Raw genomic sequence first — 19,784 nt, forward strand, 5'->3', positions numbered from 1 at the left:
GAGGCAAAGGCTAAGGCAGAAGCTGAGGCAAAGGCTAAGGCAGAGGCCGAAGCAAAGGCCAAGGCAGAGGCTGAGGCAAAGGCTAAAGCAGAAGCTGAAGCAAAGGCCATGGCAGAGGCTGAGGCAAAGGCTAAGGCAGAAGCTGAAGCTGCAAGCGAGGTTGTAGAATCAGAGGACGCAGAAGAGGCAGCTGCAGACGAGGCTGAAGGTGAGGTTGAGTCTGATGAAGATGGCAAACCTAAAACTAAGCGTCGTGGCAAGCGTGCTGCTAAGGCCGCTAAAGAAGCCAAAGAAGAAGCTGCTGCTGAGCAAGAAGACACCGAGTCTGAAGAGACTGAGGTTGCTGAACCTGTCGAAGTAGAACAGCAAGAAGAGATTAAGAAAGAGAAAGCCTCATTCTTCAGCCGCTTAAAGAAGACTCGTGATAATCTTGCCTTTGGTGTGAGCTCTCTGATCTTTGGTCGCAAGATCGATGAAGAGTTATACGAGGACTTAGAGACTGCTCTTATTCAGGCTGACTTAGGTGTTGATACCACCATGAAAGTCATTGAGCAGTTACGCGATGAGTCTCGTATCCGTGATCTGCGTGATGCCGGTGCGCTGCGTAATAACTTAAACCGTATTCTGTCCAATATCCTCTATCCAGTGGAAAAACCACTGATGGTGATGGATCACACTCCATTTGTTATTCTGATGGTGGGTGTAAACGGTGCCGGTAAGACCACTACCATTGGTAAGCTTGCGAAGAAGTACCAGGATATGGGTCTTAAAGTCATGTTAGCTGCAGGTGATACTTTCCGTGCTGCTGCAGTTGAGCAATTACAAGAGTGGGGCCGTCGTGCAGATGTTCCGGTCATTGCTCAGGCTACAGGCTCTGATAGTGCATCAGTACTCTTTGATGCAGTTAACGCCGCAAAGGCACGTGATATCGACGTACTCATCTGTGATACTGCAGGTCGTCTGCAGAACAAAGACAATCTCATGGAAGAGTTGCGCAAGATTGTTCGTGTAATGCAGAAGATCGATCCAGCTGTTCCTCATGAGACTTTATTGGTACTTGATGCTGCAACTGGTCAGAACGCAGTATCTCAAACCAAACTCTTTACCGAGGCAGTGAATGTATCTGGTTTAGTGCTAACTAAGCTTGATGGCACAGCCAAGGGTGGTGTGGTTATTTCACTTGCTGATAAGTACGGCATCCCTATTCGCTATGTTGGTATTGGTGAGAAGGCTGAGGACTTACGTGAGTTCAAGGTAGAGCCTTACGTTGAAGCTTTAGTAGGTGAAGACCTCAAATAGCAATCTATCGCTTTAGATTCATTGATAAGAGCCGGCTTTATGCCGGCTTTTTTATGTCTCAAAACAAATTTTGCACAATCAAATACGTATGTTTTGGTAGTGCTTTAGGGCGATATTTTGATTTATTTTGGGGCTTGATACAGGCTTTTTATACACAAAATTATTTATAAACATGCGCTTTATTTGAGTTTAAGGTTTCTACTCTATACAGATTGTTTTAGGACTATCGTCTTTGGTACAAAATGGGTGTTTTAAGCGCACTTTTGGCTCAAAAGTGAGAGCTAACCGTCAAATTTACTTAAATATCCAAACTAATTGCGAAAAAGTATCAGTAAGTTTTTGCGAAATTTTTCTATAAGCTCATAATGCAGACTTTCTTTTAGCACTGAAAATCCCTCAAGTGGAGCCATTGTTAGTTGTTGTAATGGTGTTTGTCTGTATTCGATGCTAAAAATTTTGTATCACAAACAGAGAGTGTTTTTGAATAATGTCTTCTAAAAGTAAGTATAAGAAAAGCCTGTTAGCAGTGGCTTTATCTATGGTAACCGTTCCTAGTGTCTACGCAGCAGATCAGACTAAAGGTGCTAATTATGATCGCATTGCTGGCGAGACTGTAGTTATCACCGCTGCGCGTACTCAAAAGGCACTTCTCGATACTGATGCTTCTGTAGCTGTCGTTACAGGTAAAGAGACTCAGCTGTTAAACCGTGACAGCGTACCTGATCTGTTAAGCACCCAATCAAGCTTAAACATCGTTTCTGATGGTACTCCTGGTGCTAAGCGTGTTGCTATTCGTGGTGAGCACTCAAACCGTACCTTAGTAATGGTTAACGGTGATCGTATTTCCGATCAGAAGACTAAGTCAGGAGCTCCAATGCTCATGAACCCATACTTCATTGATCGTATTGAAGTAGTAAAGGGCCCTGCATCTGTTTTATACGGCTCTGATGCTATTGGCGGTATTGTTAACGTTATTACCAAGCAAGCTTCTGCAAACCCAATCGATGTTGAGGCTGGCGTAGGTTACAACAGTGCCACCTCTTCATTCTCTGAGTTTATGAATGCAACTGGTACTGTAGATCGCTTTAAGTATGCAGTAGGCGCATTTAATGAGAATGCTGGTGATTTACGTATAGCTGATGGTCGTTATGTAGATAACACTGCCTACAGAGCACACGGCTTCAATGCTGACTTAAGCTATGACGTTACCGACAAGCTTACCTTAGGCTATAACGGTGAGCTGTACATTTCATCATCTGAAGTATCTACCACCACCGATTACCCTGCATATCAAAACTTCCGTGGTTCTATGCCTAAGTGGAATCGCATGAAGCATAAGCTCTACTTCAAGGCTGTAGACTTAAATGACTATGTAGCTGCTGTAGATGGCTCTATCTACTATCAGACCAACGATAAGGATTATTTAAACAATCCTACTCGTGGTATTAATATTGATGTTACCAATGAACAAGAAAGCTATGGTGCAAACCTGCAAGCAGAGTTTTCATTATCCGATACTTTCTACCTCGTAACTGGCTACGAAGGTCGCCTAGATAAGGCCAAGGCATACTCATTTATGGAAATTGATATTGCTGGGATGCTTCCACCGGGTACTCCTTATCCACCGACTAAGCCTTCTCGCATGGATCACACTTTCGATGATGCAGGTTACAAGCAGCAAAATCATGCCATTTACTCTATGCTCTCAACCTACATTACTGATGAGCTGACCTTAAATACAGGCATTCGTTATAACTACGTAAAGAATGAAGCTGGTATTACTACTCAGTATGGTAATAGTTATTTTGCTACACAACAACCAGGTCAATCTCCTGTAAAACCATTAGGAACAAAAATCATTACTAATGATGACCAGACAGACTCTAAGCTCTTAGGTTCTGTTGGTCTTGTTTACCGTCCATTTGATAACGGTGCTTTCCGTGCAAATTGGTCTCAGGGATTTAGATCTCCAACATTGCAGGAGCTGTTTATCACCACCTCAACAGGCACAATGCAGTACGGTAACCCTGATCTAAAGCCTGAAGAGTCTGATAACTTTGAGCTTGGTTTCCGTTGGGATGATGGTGCTTTAGCAGCTGACCTTGCAGTGTTCTACACTATTGCTGATAATTACATCGAGACTCAGCAAAAGCCAAGCAAAAACCCTAACGTAGTTGAGTTTACCTTCCAGAACATTGCTCAGGCTACCACTTATGGATCTGACCTGTCACTTGCATACCTCATCGATGGTACTTACGAGCCTTATGTAAACTTAACTTACCTGGTGCGTGAGTATGAAGTTCATGGCAAGACATCTAAGAACAATGGTACTCCACGTTGGTCAGGTAATGCAGGTTTACGCTACTACGGTTCTACTTTCAATGTAGATGGTTATGCTAAGTTTGCTGACAACTCTAAGAACGACGACATTGCTGAAAGCTCATACATCGATGCGTACAACTTAGCAGGCTTCGTAACTTGGAACTTAGCAGTATCAGCTCACTTCGGTTCAAATGATCAGTTCACTGCATACGCAGCTTTAGAGAACATCTTTGATAAGAAGTACATGACTAACGAGCTGATTCACGATGCTGGCCGCAGCTTCTCATTAGGCGTTCGTGGCAAGTTCTAAGATTGTACAGCTCTTGTGGCTAAGGGCTTAGTACCTTAGTCATAGATTAAGATAAGCTCGTACTCATGTAATTGAGCTTACTTTTAGTCAATACGAAAAAAGCAGCGCTATGGCGCTGCTTTTTGCTGATGACAAAAGAAAAGGCAGTTTCCCTTGTGGTTACTGCCTTTTCTTTTGCCCTTAGATAAGTTCGTACTTGATTGGGATTAGTACTCTATTATTCATTGAAGATAGTTTGGTATTGAATTTGAGCATGCTCTTGGCAAGTTTGCCAGCAGCCTCATCTAAGATCTTATGGCCAGAGCTTTTATTGATGGTGTATGAGATCACCACGCCACGTTCAATTACAAACTCAACCATCACAGTGCCTTCAAGTTTGCGTCTTACGGCATTACGAGGGTAACGCAGCTTGCTTTTGATCTCTTTTACGAGCAGAGATGACAGCTCAGCTGTGATCTTGCGGCTTTGCTGCTCGCTAGCTTGTGGTGTTGGTTGTGTAGTTGGCTTTGCCTGTGTATCAGGTTTTACTGATGTTTGATGTCTAGTGCTTGAGGTTTGAGCCTCTCGTTTTGGTTGTGGCTTAGGCTCAACTTTTGGCTTAGGTTCGGCTTTTGGTTGAGGTTTTGGCTCCGCCTTAGGCTTAGGCTTAGGCTGGGGCTTGCTTTCAGGCTTTGGCTCAACCTTTGGTTCTACCTTAGGCTCAGGCTTAATTTCCTCTTTGAGCTCAGGTTTAGGCTCTTCTTTAGTTTCAATCTTCTCTGGCTCAACTTGTTTTGGAGCTGCTTGAATAGGCTCATGATCCTCAAGAGTATTTTCTTGTGGCTCTATCTTTTCGGCTGCAGCAACATTTAAAGAGAGGATTACAGATTCAAAGTTTTGCTGTGGAGTAATGATGAACTTTGGATTGTCCAAGACTCCTATAGCCACGAGGGAGCCTAGCACACCCATGAAGCCACAGGTGCGTGCAACTAAGTCAGGATCCATCGAGAAACACTTATGAATCATCTATTTTGATCCTGCACTGTATGTAGTGCTGCTATTTGTTGGAGCAGTACTCTCGCTTGCTGGAGTAGCAACAGTAGAGCCTGGGGCACCAGGGGCGCTATCGTTTTTCTCAGCTACAACTAAGAGGCGACCATGGGTATAGGTACGAGCCAGATCAGCAACAGTGATTAAGTGTTGAGTAGGAGTGTCACTAGAGATCACAAGCTCAATGCTTAGCTCTTCGTTATTGTCGTTGCACTCAACCATGCGCTTTTCGATGATAGTTTCAAGCTCATCTACAGTACATGGAGTCTCTCCAGCACTAAAGTTACCGTGAGCGTCTACACTGACACGAATAGTAGCAGTACGGCTTTCGCTTTGAGCAGTACCTGACTGAGGTAAGTTAAAGTCGATCACCGGCAGGGTAAAACTCATGGTCATGATGAAGAAGATCACGAGCATAAAGATCACGTCAATCAGTGGTGTTAGATCGACATTTAAGTCATCATCATGCTCGTTCATGGAAAATGTCTCCTGACATTGAAACTTGGTTGCTGCAAGTTAGCTATGGGCTAACTTGTTGATATGCCTAAAGGGTTGTTTGGGGTTGTGCTGTGCGTTAGTGGAGCTTAATGTTGCTAATTGCAAGGTTGATTTGGTTTCTAAATGCTCTGAGGTTCATGAGCAAGTAGTAATGAACAATCAGCGCTGGGATCGCAAGAGTCAGACCCATCACAGTGGTTAATAATGCTTCCCAAATACCGCCAGCAAGCATAGATGGATCAGGCATAGAGCGCGCTGAGAGGTTGGCAAATACATCTACCATACCTAAAACAGTGCCTAACAGGCCTAATAAAGGGCCGATAGCAGCACATAGCTTTAAGAAGTACATGGATGAATAGATGCCTTTCATCTGAACTTGCATCAGAGTGTTAATGATGAGCTCACGATTAGGCTTATTACCCTCGTCTTGACTCTTATTGGCTTCAGCCTCATTAACTGAGGTAATGATGCTGCTAGCAATGCCATTGGCTGATAAACCTTGTTTCTTAACGAGGATTACCAAGACGGTGCCACGAATAGCCATGAAAAGACCGATGATGCCGATTAAGAAGATAAAGGCACCTGAATAGCCGACTTGGTAGAAGAAATTGATCATGATTGTTTAAACACAAAATGCAATTATGGTTGATGCTGTTAGCTTGTTCACGCAGGAGTGGCATTTATATACGAGTATGTACTGCTGCTCAATGACCCAAGATCTTGGCACAGTCATCGACCATTTTGATTGACTTAAGATCCTAATGATTTGCCTGACATTTTAGCAAGCTGCAAAATCGCATCATTTTATCTGTTTTGTAAGCTGCATTCTATATTCATTTGTCACAAGTTGAATGCTGCACGATAGATGAGAGTGATTACACGATTATAATTACAATCTTAATATAGATTGTGAGATACAACACATGCGTATGGCTTTTTTATCCAATTGATAGTCGCTTGTAAGGTAAATTGCTTAATCATATGAGATTTGGGTATCGATTGCCTTTGTTCTGCATAGTTATCGCTACTCGTGGATTGTCTTTGGTGTGATTAGGTAGCGCTATGATCTTTGATAAGCTAAATATTTTTGCAAACTCAGATTACAAGCATAAAGCCGGTCGTGGCTGTATCGGTACTTTCGACGACAGATGTTCAAGACAGTGGACCCCGCTTGATTATAGTGGCAAGGCAGATGGTAAGACCGATAATACTCAAGCATTGCAAAAGACCATTGATACTTGCTCACAAAAAGGCGGTACCGTCTTTTTAGGTGCAGGTGTTTGGTTGAGTGGACCTTTAAAGATCCCTGCTAATGTGCGTATTCGTTTGGAAAGAGGCGCGATCTTAAAGGCTGATATGCAAGCCTGCGCTAGAGCTATGAATGATGTGTTGGCATCGGATGAGGGCAAGCTCAATGTTAATAGCTCCTTTATTTTGGTAAATGGTGTTAATAACGTGCACTTTGAGGGCAATGGAGTGATTGATGGCAGCTTTATGAACTTAAGTTCTAAAGATGCCAAAGAGTTAGCTCGTGCAGTATTAAACGACGATCTCAAGGCTTTTGAGGGACTGAGCCTGTCTTCTTCAGATAGTGCGCCTTTTGAGAATCTCATTTGCCTTAATAATGTTACAAATGCTTCAGTAAAGGGAATTACGATTATTACTGCCTCTAAAAATGGCTTAGTAATGGAAGGTTCACACAAGATCCTACTTGAGGATATCCGCACGGCCAAGACTGTTACTGATGATGACAATAAAGTCTTATCCATTAACTGTGCTACAGCAGCCGATGCTTAGAGTCGATAGATAAATTGCCAATAGCTAGCAGCGTGCGGAAGCTTAGGGTCGACAGATAAATTGTTAAGAACTAGCAGCGTGCTGTATTAAAGTCATTAAGTTAATCGCTGCTAGTCTCTTTTATCTCATGTCAGCAAAGATAGATTGATTAATAGAGGAGATGTGTCATAAAGGACGTGATCTTTAGTGATCAATCTTCTGTAGGTTTGGATCCGTAATGCCGCTAAAGTGGCTAATACATTTGCCAATGCCAGTTAAAGAACATGACTCATTGATTAGAACTTTGGTAGTTGAGCCATAGGATGGTGGGGGAGGTCTGCAAAAGCTGCAATCTTTTGCAAATAGCGTGTAAATGGCGTTTGTAAGCGATCTGTTGGGTGAGCTTGTAGATGGGGAAAGGTTCTTGTGTAAGGATGGTAATTTAGGGTTATTTGGGTTAAATAATGCTCAACTTTGAGAAGAAGTGCTCAAATTTTGCAAAAAAGTGTCAATTTGTTAAATATCTTTATTAAATCTTAGTCTTAGACAGAATGGGCGATCGTGACATTTTTGCATAAAGTTTTGCATCAAAATAAGGCAAACGATAAAGTGATAAGTTTTTGCGAAAAGACGGGCGTTGTTTTTACAAACTTGCTTACGAATATGCGCATAAACAAGATAAATAAGGGCTTTAGCCATAGTTTTTGACATCTATGTCCTTATATGACACTGATCGCAATGTTCACACAAGATAAGAAAGTTAGTGACATGAATAGCATATAATGCGGCCTCAACTTAACAAGTAAGGAACGCAAGTTTACTATTTGTTCTAGATACGCCTTGAGCATTTATGCCCTTTTAGCACACTTGCTGAGTATTAGACGTATCGGTAATCCTGCGGGTACTTTCATAGGGGTCTTCCATGGTCAACGAACTAATGGTGGAATTATCACGTTGGCAATTCGCTGCCACGTCTTTATACCACTTTCTCTTCGTTCCGCTTACATTAGGCATTTCATGGCTGGTCTTCGTAATGGAGCTGGTCTATGTTGCAACAGGACGTGTCATTTACCGCGATATGGCAAAGTTCTGGGGTAAGCTGTTCGCTATTAACTTCGCGATTGGTGTAGCTACCGGTATTACTCTTGAGTTTGAGTTCGGTACTAACTGGTCTAACTACTCTCACTATGTAGGTGACATCTTCGGTGCTCCATTAGCTATTGAAGGCTTAATGGCATTCTTCTTAGAGTCCACCTTCATCGGTCTGATGTTTACTGGTTGGAACCGCTTCTCTAAGAAGACTCACCTGGTCATCACCTTCTTAACTGCACTGGGCTCTAACTTATCAGCCATGTGGATTCTTATCGCTAACGGCTGGATGCAGTACCCAGAGTTCTCAGAGTTCTCTCCAGAGAGAATGCGTATGGAAATGACCGACTTCTGGGGTCTCATCTTCTCAGAGGTTGCACAGGTCAAGTTCTTACACACCGTAGTAGCTGGTTACACCACTGCTTCATTCTTCGTAATCGGTGTAAGTGCATTCTTAATGCTGAAGGGCAAGAACTTCCAGTTCGCCAAGCGTTCTATGACCATTGGTCTCGTATTTGGTTTCTGCGCTATGGGTGCATCAGGTTTAACTGGTGACTTATCCGCTTTAGCTGTAACCAAGCATCAGCCATCCAAGCTTGCTGCTATGGAAGCTGAGTTTGAGACCCAGACTCCACCTGCTGCATGGTCAGTATTTGCTATTCCTAACCAGGACAAGATGGAAAATGTTGTTTCTATCAAGATCCCTGCTCTGTTAGGTCTGATTGCTACTCACTCTTTTGATACAGAGGTTAAGGGTTTACGTCAAATCGTTGCTGAGAACGAGGAGCGTATCCGCAGTGGCCTTATCGCTAACCGCACTTTAACCAAGATGCGTGCTGGCGAAGCAACTGAAGAGAACATGGCCTTATTTAAGGCTCACCAGCGTGACTTAGGTTTCGGCTTACTCTTAGTTGAGCATGCTGCTGATCCTCTCAACCCAACTGAGGATGAGATTAAGCTTGCAGCCCACAACTCCGTACCTCCAGTATGGATTAACTACTATGCCTTCCGTATCATGGTTGGCCTGGTTGGTCTGTTAGGTCTGGTTGCTGCAGTTGCTGCATACTTACTGTTATACAAGAACGATCTGCATAACCGTCCACGTATGCTCAAGATCCTCATCGCTTGTATCCCTCTGCCATTCATCTGCTGTGAGGCAGGCTGGATTGTAGCTGAGGTAGGTCGTCAGCCATGGGCTATTAATGAGATTCTGCCAACTTATCTGGCAACCTCAAGCCTTTCACCTCTTGACGTAGGCTTATCATTACTGTTCTTCATCGGTATCTACACTGTCCTCTTAATCATCGAAATGAAGTTGATGGTTAAGGCTATTAAGAAAGGTCCTGAGATCACTGATGAGAAGGAACTGGCCCCAAAGGCCGATGAGCCAACTTCATCAACTGAGCCAAACACCGCTGTTTAATGGAGGAGTAAGAGATGATTTTTGATTACGATACCCTCCAGGTCTTATGGTGGATTTTAGTAGGTGTACTGTTAATCGGCTTTGCGCTGACTAACGGTATGGATATGGCAGTTTCTGCACTGCTGTTCAAGGTTACCAAGAACTCAAAAGAGCGTGGCGCTATTATCAGCACTATCTCTCCACACTGGGACGGTAACCAGGTTTGGTTAATCACTGCTGGTGGTGCTGTATTCGCAGCTTGGCCAGAAGTTTACGCTGCATCTTTCTCAGGCCTGTACTGGGGTATGCTGTTAGTCTTAGCTGCCATTTGGTTACGTCCACTGGCATTTGACTACCGTAACCACAACCAGGACGAGACTTGGCTTAAGCGTTGGGACATTGCTTTAACTGTAGGTTCTTTCTTACCTATCTTACTGTTCGGCGTAGTATTCGGTAACCTTTTACAGGGCTTACCATTCTGGGCTGACGAGAATGTCCGCTGGCACTATGACGGTGTATTCTTAACTGCATTACTCCCACTGCTCGATCCATTCTCAATCCTCTGTGGTTTAGTAAGCGTAACCATGCTTCTGACCCAGGGCTGCTTATGGATTCAGTTACGTACTGTTGATGAGATTAGCACCCGTGTTCGTGGCTTAACTTTCAAGCTCGCATTCTTAACCTTAATCCTTTACATCATTGCTGGCATCTGGGCTTACACCTTTGATGGCTACAGACTCGTTTCTTTAGCTCCAGAAGGTTCATTCCACATGATCACTGGCAAGACTGTTGAGGTTGTTGAGAACGGTCTGTTTGAAAACTATAAGAACTCATATGGCATCCTGTTAATCATTCCTATTGCAGCTATGTTCTGCATGTTAAAGGCTGGTTTATTAGGTGCCAAGGGTGAGGCTGGCAAGGGCATCATCTACAACTCACTGGCTATCGCTTGCGTGATCTGCACAGCTGCTGTTGCAATGTTCCCATTCGTGCTCCCATCAAGCATGGATCCAAACTCATCACTGACCATTTGGGATGCTTCTTCTTCTCACTTCACTTTACAGTGCATGCTGTATGCAACTATCATCTTTGTTCCTATCACCCTGGCTTACACTTTCTGGGCTTACAAGAGAATGTGGAACAAGGTATCTGAAGAAGACGGCAATACCGGTCACTACTAATAGACTAAAAGCGCTACCCCTTACTCTTAGTCTGGAGAGCTTTAAATAGCTCTCCACTCAGGGGAGTAAAATCCCCTGTACCTTGCTTGCATCAAGCTGCATCGTAAGGTGCAGCTTTGTAAGAGGTAACGGTTAAGGGTACAAAAGTTTTAGGAGTAACAATGCTTTATCTTGCATGGATAATTGGATTACTCGGCGTTTGTGGTTTATGCCTCGCCGTAAGTTATTTATTTGATCTTTGGGACTGGTTCTAAAATCGATACTTCAGTTCAAACAAACGATGCTCCAGCGCAGTTAAAAAGCTGGGGCCGTCGCGCCAAAGGTACCTTGCATCTGCTGATGTTCCTAGCATTCACAGATGCAATTTTTTTGTGCGCTTTCTACGGAATCATCTGTCTTGCCTTTGCCGATTTTGTCGTTAAGCAAGATACCGCTTCTTTACACCTCGCCCCATACTGCCTCATCCCATTGGCAGGTCGCTTTGTTATGCGATACTTCATTGCTAAGGCCATCGCTAAGGTCTCATACTTAGTAGAAGGTGCCGTACGTGAAGAGCTCATCGCTAAACTATTGCGTGTGGGTCCACTTTCCTTTGCGGTTAAGTCATCTTTGAGCACCATGTTTACTGATGCTCTGGACGACATCATGCCGTATTTCAGCTCATTCTTAGTGACCTTGCGTTATGCTATGGTCATTCCTGTAGTCTGTCTTATCGCTGTAGCCTTAGTTTCTCCAGGTTCTGCCCTGATTCTCTTTTTAATGGCTCCAATGATTCCTGTCTTTATGATCTTAATTGGCAAGGGTGCCGAAAGATTAAATCGTAGACAGTGGAAGCAGATTACTCGCCTTTCAGTACGCTTTGCTGAGGCTTTAGATAAGCTGTCATTATTAAAGCTCTTTAACATCGAGCGTCAGGAAATCACCAAGATTGCACGACTTACCAAGCGCTGGCGTGTCGAGACTATGCAGGTTTTACGTATTGCGTTCTTATCTGCTTTAGTACTCGAGTTCTTTGCCACCTGCGGTATTGCAATCTGTGCTGTGACCTTAGGCTTTGCTGTGTATCAGCATGGATTTGATTACACCAGAGCGCTCTTTGTACTGTTGCTTGCCCCTGAATTCTTCTTGCCATTGCGCCAGTTAGGTGCCACCTATCATGCCAAGATGCGTGCTTTAGGTGCTATGTCAGGACTTATGGATTTACTCTCTGAACGCAATATCTTCCCAGATCCAAAGCTGCGTTCTGGTGCTGAACTTAATCGTTTAGCTGATCAAAGAGAGGAAAATGAATCTTGTGAGGCTAACGACAATCAGCTCTCATCACTTAATGCAAATGTGCCTAATGAGGCAGCTTTGGCAGAAAGCGATAATAGCGATACATCGTGGCTCAAGGCCCCATTTGTTATTGAGTTTGCTAAGGTGGATGCAACCTATCCAAACGGTAGAGTAGGTTTAAAAGACTTCTCTAGCATGTTTGAGCCAGGTGTTATCACTGCCTTGGTAGGACCTTCTGGTGCCGGTAAATCTACCGTACTGCAGACAGTAGCAGGCTTTACTGATGTTTCTGCCGGTGTGTTAAAGGTAAACGGTCATGAGTGCGATCGCGAAGATCTCATTAAGTTCATGTCATGTATTACCTACATTCCTCAGCTGCCAAATCTACTCTTTGGAACCCTGCGCGATAATCTACGCTTAGGAGCTAAAGACGCAACTGACGAGGATTTACTCGCCGCTTTAACCTCAGTTGGAGCCGATCATTTGCTCAAGCGTTTTGCTGATGGTTTAGATCATCATGTGGGTGATCAAAACCGTGGTATTTCAGGCGGTGAGACTCGTTTGATTGCGCTTGCTCGCGCTATGTTACGTGATTCACCAGTGCTGCTTCTTGATGAGCCTACTGCATCGCTTGATCGTGATAGCGAAAACCGCTTCTTACAGGCGCTGCGTGTGCTCGGTCAGGATAAGACTGTGATTGTGGTTGCCCATCGACAGGAGCTTATTGACTTTGCTGACAAGGTCATTGAGGTAGTTCCTCAAAGTACCGTTGACAAGGAAAGTGATTTGCACGAGGCAGATGTTGAGCGTGAGGCTTCAGCCGCATCGGTTGTGGTCGCTGCAGATAAGGCCGAAGAGGAGTTGCTGTAATGGCAGAGTATCTGCGTTTTGTCGGTCTTATTAAGAAAGAGATGTATGGTGCTATTTTCGGCATCTTCATGTCTTTTATTGCCACGTTGTCATCCATTGGTTTGATGGCCTCTGCCACCTGGTTCTTAAGCGCCATGGCGGTGTACGGTTTTTATGACATCGTATTAAACATCTTTATTCCATCAGCTCTGATTCGTCTTTTGGCAGTAACGCGTACCTTATTGAGATATGGTGAGCGCTACTACACCCACGACGCTACATTCCGTCTTATTGCTTATTTAAGAGTATTCTTATTTGAGCGAGCATTAGATCTTAAGCTTGAAGATGCTCTCAAGCTCAAGAGCTCAGACATTCAGCGTCGTATGCAATCAGATGTGGAGCGTTTAGAACTTATCTACATCAAGCAGTTTGTACCTTTTGTCTGTGCCGTATTAATGGGCATGGTTGTAGGTGGATTCTTGCTGTATTTTTCAGCACTAATGGCATTCGTTGCTTTAGCTTTGATGATCCTTGCTGGCGTAATCATTCCAATTTTGATGACTATGCTTGCTCGTGAGCACTCCTTAAAGCAAGGCTCTATGGCTGTTCGTCTGAATGATGAGATGAGCGATTTCATCCGAGGCTTCTTCGATCTGATGCTGCTTGGTATGCATAAGCAAAGAGCTGAAAGCTTCCTTGCAACTGCAGACAAGCTCGCTTATGCACGTTCCCGCATCATCTTCTTAGATCAGCTTGCTCAAGTGTTCTTGATGACTTTATCTGAGATCACTTTGTTCTTGCTGCTCGTCATGTCTGTGCCTTTAGTGATTGCAGGTCAGATGAGTCCATCTATGATGATGATGCTATCTGTAGGCGCTATGGCTTCATATGAAGTTTTAGTACCTCTTAGTGGTGCGTTCTTAAATCTTCCATATGTACGTCATGCTGCAGGGCGTGTCAGCACCTTGCTTAAGATTACTGATGAGAATGCCGATCTCAATCCGCGTTCTGTTAGTGAAGTGACGCGTGATGAAGAAGAGTACAGCTCTTTGGCAGCTCAAGCAGCATCTGGTGGAAAGCTTTCAAAGTTTAGTAGCTTTGATATAAGCAAAGTTAATAGCACTGTATCTAATAGTGAAAGCAATGTAAGCGCAGCTAATGCAGAGCTTGATGTGCATACTGTTGAGTTCAAGGATGTGTCCTTTAGCTATCAGATTGCCCAAGATCAGTCTTTAACTGTGCTTAATCGAGCCTCACTGTCTTTTAGAACTGATCGCAACTATGTGATCAAGGCTCCATCAGGACGCGGTAAGTCCACCATGGTTATGCTTATGACCGGACTTTTGTATCCACAAGAGGGTGAGTTGTTCTTAGATGGTGAAGCCTATTCAGACTTAAAGTCACGTGATATCAGAGCTTCTTTCTCTGTAGCATTGCAGGACATTACCCTGTTCTCAGGTACTGTGTTTGAGACGTTTAAGCAGATCAAACCAAAGATCACTCGTGATGAGGTTATGAGTGCTCTTGCAATTGTAGAGCTTACAGATCTGATTGCTCAGTTGCCTGCAGGACTCGATGAGTGGCTTGGCTCAACTGGTCTTACTATTTCAGGTGGTCAGGCCCGTCGACTGTGTCTTGCTCGAGCTTTAGTTGCCGCAAACGCTGTCCCGGTTGGCGGTGCTGCTGTGGATAACAGCAAGTTTATCGTGCTTGATGAGCCTGGTGAGGGTCTTGATGAGGTTCAGGAATTGCGTATTATTGAGCGCATTCAGAACCTAAGAAAAGGCATCATCATTATTACTCATAAGCAGGCTGGTTGCCGTCTTGCAGACGAAACTATCAATCTTTAGTTTCGCAATGATAACTTGCAGTCTATAGCTTGCAGTATATTGACTGCACTCTGTAGGCAGTTGCCAAGCCTTTATAAAGCTTAGTATTATTAATTAATTGGCCGTTGGTGCATTAGCATTGACGGCCTTTTTCGTTTTTTATCTTGCAATCTTAGCTATACAAGCCGTGTCTTGTACTGTGTGCTATCATTACACGGTTGTATCAATGAGCTGTGTGAGCATGTCTAAGTCAGATTCATCATCACAACGCCATTACAGTGGGAATACCACAGAAAATGGCGCTATGCCTTTAGGTAAATATAATGAGTTAAGTGGCCTTAAGAGTAAGGACGCCGCGCTTGTGAATGCCCCAAATTTAACCTCACATGATTTAAGCCCTACTCAAGAGAGTAGTTCTGACAATGCACATGCTAAGTCAGTCAATCCCCACGATGATGGCTTTGTCGAGGCTGTTGCTCATGATCCTGAGTATAGTTCATTTACAAGTTATGTTCATGCTAAGCCTCTGCATCAGCAGGACAGTAAGCTCATTAAAGATGTTGAGCCAGAATATATCGATGCAGATGTCATTGAGGATGATGAGTTAGCTAAACTTGAAGAGCACTTCAAATCAAGCTTTGAAAATGAGTTTACAGATGCTGAGGCAATTGAGCCTCAAGAGGCAAGTGTAACTCAAGTAGGAGCTGTGGAGTCTCAAAGCCATGACAAGATAGCAGGATCATCTCATGCTGTTGCTATTGCCTCATCTAAATCAACGGCTCTAGTAAAGCATCAGTCAACTGATCTAGTTAATCAACCACTAGCGGTAGCTAGCAAGGCTTCTAGTGAGCTTGATGATGGCGAACACAAGCATGATAGCTTTGATGTTTTTAATAAGGTCAAAGAACTTACTCATGAGCATGATGGCTATGATCTTGATGATAGTGATCATGAAGAGGAACTCGATTTAGAGTCTAGCAGTTATGGTAACTTTGAGGATGAAGACGACTCAGAGGCCGAACACGATGATTTTGCATCTAATGAAAGCGGTATGCATGTCTTTGAGCATGATGGCCAAGACTCTTTAGATGATGACGGCGATGGTGAGCAAGATTATTCATCGACTACTCCAAATCTTCCTGTAACTCATGGTGATGGGCATAAGAAGCCATCCACAGCCTTAGTTAAAGCTTCTTCAACTGCAGGTATTGGTGCTTTTATCAAAGCTGCCAATATGGTGCCGATGCTTAGTGAGGAAGAGGAAGAAGAATTAGCACGTCGTTTTAGAGAGGATGGCGATTTATCCGCTGCACGTCGCTTAGTAGAGTCACACTTGCGCTTAGTAATCAAAGAGGCTCGTGGTTTTGCTGGCTATGGCTTACCGCTGTCTGATTTGATTCAAGAGGGCAATATTGGACTTATGAAAGCGGTTAAACGTTTTGAGCCAGAAAAGGGCGCAAGACTTTCAACCTTCTCAAGAACCTATATTCTCTCAGAGATCTACGAATACATCATTTGCAATTGGCGTATGGTAAAAGTGGCCACGACCAAGGCGCAACGTAAGATCTTATTCAACCTCAACAAGTTTAAAAATGAATTACGTCGCTTTACCGCAAGTGAGCGTAATGATGTTGCTGCAAGTTTAGGTGTATCTGCTAGTGACGTAGCAGAAATGGAAAAGCGTCTTTCAGGATCGGATATTGGTTTTGATCTTGATGAGGCAGACAGCTCAGAAAAGGGTGTCGCCGTAGCTATGTCTCCTTCAGCCTATCTTGAAGACGATACCTCTGATTTTGCTAAAACTTACGAGCAGAGCAATTACGCTGCTTGGGAGATGAAGAAGCTGCGCGAGGCCCTTAAGTCGCTTGATGATCGTTCACGTTATATTATTAAGCGCCGTTGGCTTGATGAACAAAAGGCTACGCTGCAAGAGCTGTCTAACGAATTTAATATCTCCATTGAGCGAGTGCGACAAGTTGAGTCTAATGCCATGGCCAAAGTTAAGGCTATCTTGCTCAATGAAGGCGTACAGTCAGATGAGTATTCAGATACTCCGGCCCTTGCTGATAAAAGCAGTAAACGTAAGGGCAAAAAAGCTGTATCCGTACGTCATAATCAGACTGAGCGTTCAGCTTCGACTCAGCTTAAACGTCATGCCATAGCAGGTAGTGGTGTTAAGGCCTTACCGAACAAAAAGTCAGTACGTTCTCCAAAGGGTGAGGAGCTTGCATCTAAGATCGCAGCATCGTCAGAGCCGTTAAAGAAGAGACGTGGACGCAAAAAGGCTTCTACTAGCGCATCTGAAGCGGTTCGTTCTACCTCAACTGCACTAGTAACAAATGAGAGCACAGCCTTGCTGCCTGCTCCTAAATCTAGCTAACGTGATGAATAGGGCACTCAAAGTGAGCAAGATGCTCAAGGCAATCCTTACCCAATCCTATCGATGCGTCTCGTAAAATAATTGCTCTTGATTCGTAGCTATCTAATGCTTGGATATGTCTAATGGACAAGAGCAAGGGGGCGCACTAAAGAAGTTTTAGATGGGGTGGGGCAAAAAAACGCCCAAAGTGCGCCCAAAGCGCACCGTGTAAGGTGCGCAGACAATGCGTTTAGGCTAATTCAAGGCGGGAGCCAAAGCGCAGATCGAAGTCATTGCTGAGCTTAAACATGCCGTTTAACAGTTCAGTTCTAATTGCTGTGCAAACAAATTCTTTTTCGCTCACAGCGAACATTACTGTTAATGCCTTAAAGTCGTGTGCAATAGTCTCTGCTTTACAGAGCATGGCATTAAGGCATTCTGGGCGTCTAAACTCTTTTTCTATTGGATGCAGACCTTGATCATTAGTAGAGATAGCTACTGGTAGAACATTTAAGTCGCAGTCTGCAAAAGTAAGTGCACCATTTGGTCCTGTAATGAGCATGAACTGAGCTTTGCCATTGAAGCATACTACCTGCACCATGCGGTGAGCTTTATTGCTAAAGATTGGATTGTCAAAGACTACAAAGTCAGGACTTACTTTAGCTACAGGATGGAGTTTGTCGACAATATTCTCTCCCAAAGCATTGGCCTGAATAGCGTCGAGAACACGCACGTTGTCCTGGATCTTAAGATCTTCCTTGTTGCCAGCTGAAATAACAGTGCCTTGCATGCCATTGCAGATCATAGAGATCGAAGTAGGTAGATCTTTTAATGCATTTAAAAGCTCATCAGTGTCCTTACAAATGGCCTTAACATTGATAACTTCATCTTTGTTGAAGCCATACTTGTTAATTAAGGTTTCAGGCATGGTCTTAGCGTCAAGCAGAGGAATAGCCTCATTGATCATGTCTGCGCCAAAAGCCTTAATGGAGAAGAACTTTTCAGTAAGAGTTGCTGGCACTGCACACAGATCAAGCTCTAAGTTAAATTTCTCTTTGTACAGTAATTCGTAAATGTAGGCACGTTCTGATACTAAAAAGTCAGTCTGATCTTGGTTGTAGCGATCGACAATGTTTTTGCCAAACTCATATGAGCGGTAACGACCAGGGCAGCCTGAGGCAATATAATGCACAAGCGGATTGTAGTCGCTCAGGTTGTGATAATCGCTATAACGATTGCCATCAAACAGCGGGCTAGGCAGCTTGCCTTCTTTATAGCCGTAGTTAGCGTAGTGGAATGCTGCATCTGGGCAGCCATCATCGTGGTACTCAATGCCAGGGTACTGTCTTTCGTACCACTGAGCATCAAAGTAAGGGCTTGTGCGTACAAAAGAAGCAAGCTCGTGTGGAGCATAGCCATTAGTTACAAGCCTCTGAAAGTCGATACAAGTAGGCTTTGCATTGGTAACCATGAGAATACCTCAGTTAATAAGGAATCGTTAAGATAGAACTAGCCATCATTTAATTAAGCGACACACTTAGCTAAAGCCTTGCTATGCCGTGTGAAGCATTGTTTTGCTAATAGTTAAAACTAACATTTAGCTTACTAATCTCTACTCTACAGTAAAATACGTAGATACAACTTATGAACGGCTCACAAAAACTTAATGGTGCAGACAAATAAGTTGAAGCATTACAAAGATTAGAGCAGTGTTTGCTGTGTAAGCTTAAGAGAAGGCTAATGCTTGCTAGATCCTGATCAGATCGCTTAAGTAGCGCTTATAATACAGCAAGTTCTTAATAAGTACTGCACACCCGCGACGTTTTAGCCTAAAAATAAGATGTACGTCGCTACCCATAGCACAAGTAAGCTTTAAGCTTGTATAGCTTAGTTGCTTAAGTTTGTTAAAAGAGAGCATTTCATGGCACAGTTTAAGATTCTTCCTAATACTTACATTCTGTCGCCTCTAACATGCTTTAGTAAAAAGCGATTGTTTGAGGAGATTTGCGCTGTTGCCTCAGAAGTATCTGGACTTGATAAGTTAGATCTGCTCCTAGCGCTAAATGAGCGCGAGTCTTGTGGCTCAACTGTGTGTGCTAAGGGTATTGGACTTCCTCATGCGCTTATTCATGGCCTTGATAAAAGCATTTGTATTTTGTGCATTTTACAAGATGAAGTGGCTTATAACAGTGTCGATACTGACTATCACGGCGTTGATATGGCTATGGCTTTCTTCATTTCCTCTGAAGATCAGTACGAAGATGTTGCACAGATGCTGCGTCTAGTAAGCTCGAATCTAAATAACACTGAGCTAGCCAACTCCTTTAGACGCATTCGACAAGATAACAATAAGCTCTTAATGCTTTTGCAAAAACTCGACTCACTACTCTCCTTAGAGGCAAAACCAACAATCGCCGCTACAGAGCAAAGCGCAACTGCAACTAACACCATTATGCAGTTCATTAGTGATGCTATACCTGATAGCCTCAAAAGCTCCTAGTCATTAAGCTCTATGAGATCTTAAAAGCTCCTAGTTCTTAAGTTCTATGAGATCTTAAAAGCTCCT

Annotated in this window: 12 protein-coding genes and 1 pseudogene; 9 read left to right on the forward strand and 4 right to left on the reverse strand. The window is 43.6% G+C overall.

Annotated features, from left to right (window positions below; all coding sequences use genetic code 11):
* On the forward strand, positions 1–1,299 hold a 1,299-nt coding region (ftsY, locus tag H524_RS0109645; protein WP_027940075.1), incomplete at its 5' end, for a signal recognition particle-docking protein FtsY.
* Positions 1,300–1,837: 538 nt separating this feature from the next.
* Positions 1,838–3,931: a TonB-dependent receptor plug domain-containing protein gene (locus H524_RS0109650; protein ID WP_027940076.1), complete on the forward strand. Its 2,094-nt coding sequence runs from the start codon at positions 1,838–1,840 to the stop codon at positions 3,929–3,931.
* Between the two features lie 180 nt (positions 3,932–4,111).
* Here the strand turns inward: H524_RS0109650 and H524_RS15280 are convergent, their stop codons facing one another.
* The 3 genes from H524_RS15280 to H524_RS16690 all read right to left on the reverse strand — a co-directional run bounded on the left by H524_RS15280 (position 4,112) and on the right by H524_RS16690 (position 6,074).
* Complete coding sequence (locus H524_RS15280) at positions 4,112–4,936, reverse strand: energy transducer TonB (protein WP_044121969.1); 825 nt, start codon at positions 4,934–4,936, stop codon at positions 4,112–4,114.
* The gene (locus tag H524_RS16685; RefSeq protein WP_052339033.1) at positions 4,937–5,437 is read right to left on the reverse strand and encodes an ExbD/TolR family protein; all 501 of its coding nucleotides are present in this window, start codon (positions 5,435–5,437) and stop codon (positions 4,937–4,939) included. It abuts the gene before it with no gap.
* Positions 5,438–5,534: 97 nt separating this feature from the next.
* On the reverse strand, positions 5,535–6,074 hold the full coding sequence (locus H524_RS16690) for a MotA/TolQ/ExbB proton channel family protein (RefSeq protein ID WP_052339034.1): 540 nt from the start codon (positions 6,072–6,074) through the stop codon (positions 5,535–5,537).
* A 446-nt stretch (positions 6,075–6,520) separates the two neighbouring features.
* Here H524_RS16690 and H524_RS0109670 point away from each other — a divergent pair, with 446 nt between their 5' ends.
* The 6 genes and pseudogenes from H524_RS0109670 to rpoH all read left to right on the forward strand — a co-directional run.
* The gene (locus tag H524_RS0109670) at positions 6,521–7,255 is read left to right on the forward strand and encodes a glycosyl hydrolase family 28-related protein (protein WP_027940077.1); all 735 of its coding nucleotides are present in this window, start codon (positions 6,521–6,523) and stop codon (positions 7,253–7,255) included.
* A 901-nt stretch (positions 7,256–8,156) separates the two neighbouring features.
* Positions 8,157–9,746, forward strand: a complete 1,590-nt coding sequence (locus tag H524_RS15295; protein WP_084281747.1) for a cytochrome ubiquinol oxidase subunit I — start codon at positions 8,157–8,159, stop codon at positions 9,744–9,746.
* A gap of 14 nt (positions 9,747–9,760) precedes the next feature.
* Positions 9,761–10,906, forward strand: a complete 1,146-nt coding sequence (gene cydB / locus H524_RS0109685; protein WP_052339035.1) for a cytochrome d ubiquinol oxidase subunit II — start codon at positions 9,761–9,763, stop codon at positions 10,904–10,906.
* A 231-nt stretch (positions 10,907–11,137) separates the two neighbouring features.
* Positions 11,138–13,051: a thiol reductant ABC exporter subunit CydD gene (cydD, locus tag H524_RS0109690; RefSeq protein ID WP_027940080.1), complete on the forward strand. Its 1,914-nt coding sequence runs from the start codon at positions 11,138–11,140 to the stop codon at positions 13,049–13,051.
* The gene (locus H524_RS0109695) at positions 13,051–14,880 is read left to right on the forward strand and encodes an amino acid ABC transporter ATP-binding/permease protein (protein WP_027940081.1); all 1,830 of its coding nucleotides are present in this window, start codon (positions 13,051–13,053) and stop codon (positions 14,878–14,880) included. The genes cydD and H524_RS0109695 overlap by 1 nt, the downstream gene beginning before the upstream one ends.
* 1,156 nt (positions 14,881–16,036) lie before the next feature.
* A pseudogene (gene rpoH, locus H524_RS17765) lies at positions 16,037–16,864 on the forward strand (RNA polymerase sigma factor RpoH); the annotation flags it as partial.
* Between the two features lie 604 nt (positions 16,865–17,468).
* Here rpoH and H524_RS0109705 read toward each other — a convergent pair.
* Positions 17,469–18,689, reverse strand: a complete 1,221-nt coding sequence (locus tag H524_RS0109705; protein WP_027940082.1) for a hypothetical protein — start codon at positions 18,687–18,689, stop codon at positions 17,469–17,471.
* 450 nt (positions 18,690–19,139) lie between these two features.
* Here H524_RS0109705 and H524_RS16695 point away from each other — a divergent pair, with 450 nt between their 5' ends.
* Complete coding sequence (locus H524_RS16695; protein ID WP_052339036.1) at positions 19,140–19,718, forward strand: PTS sugar transporter subunit IIA; 579 nt, start codon at positions 19,140–19,142, stop codon at positions 19,716–19,718.
* Positions 19,719–19,784: the final 66 nt, after the last annotated feature.

It is taken from the genome of Anaerobiospirillum succiniciproducens DSM 6400, from assembly GCF_000482845.1.
Classification (GTDB): domain Bacteria; phylum Pseudomonadota; class Gammaproteobacteria; order Enterobacterales; family Succinivibrionaceae; genus Anaerobiospirillum; species Anaerobiospirillum succiniciproducens.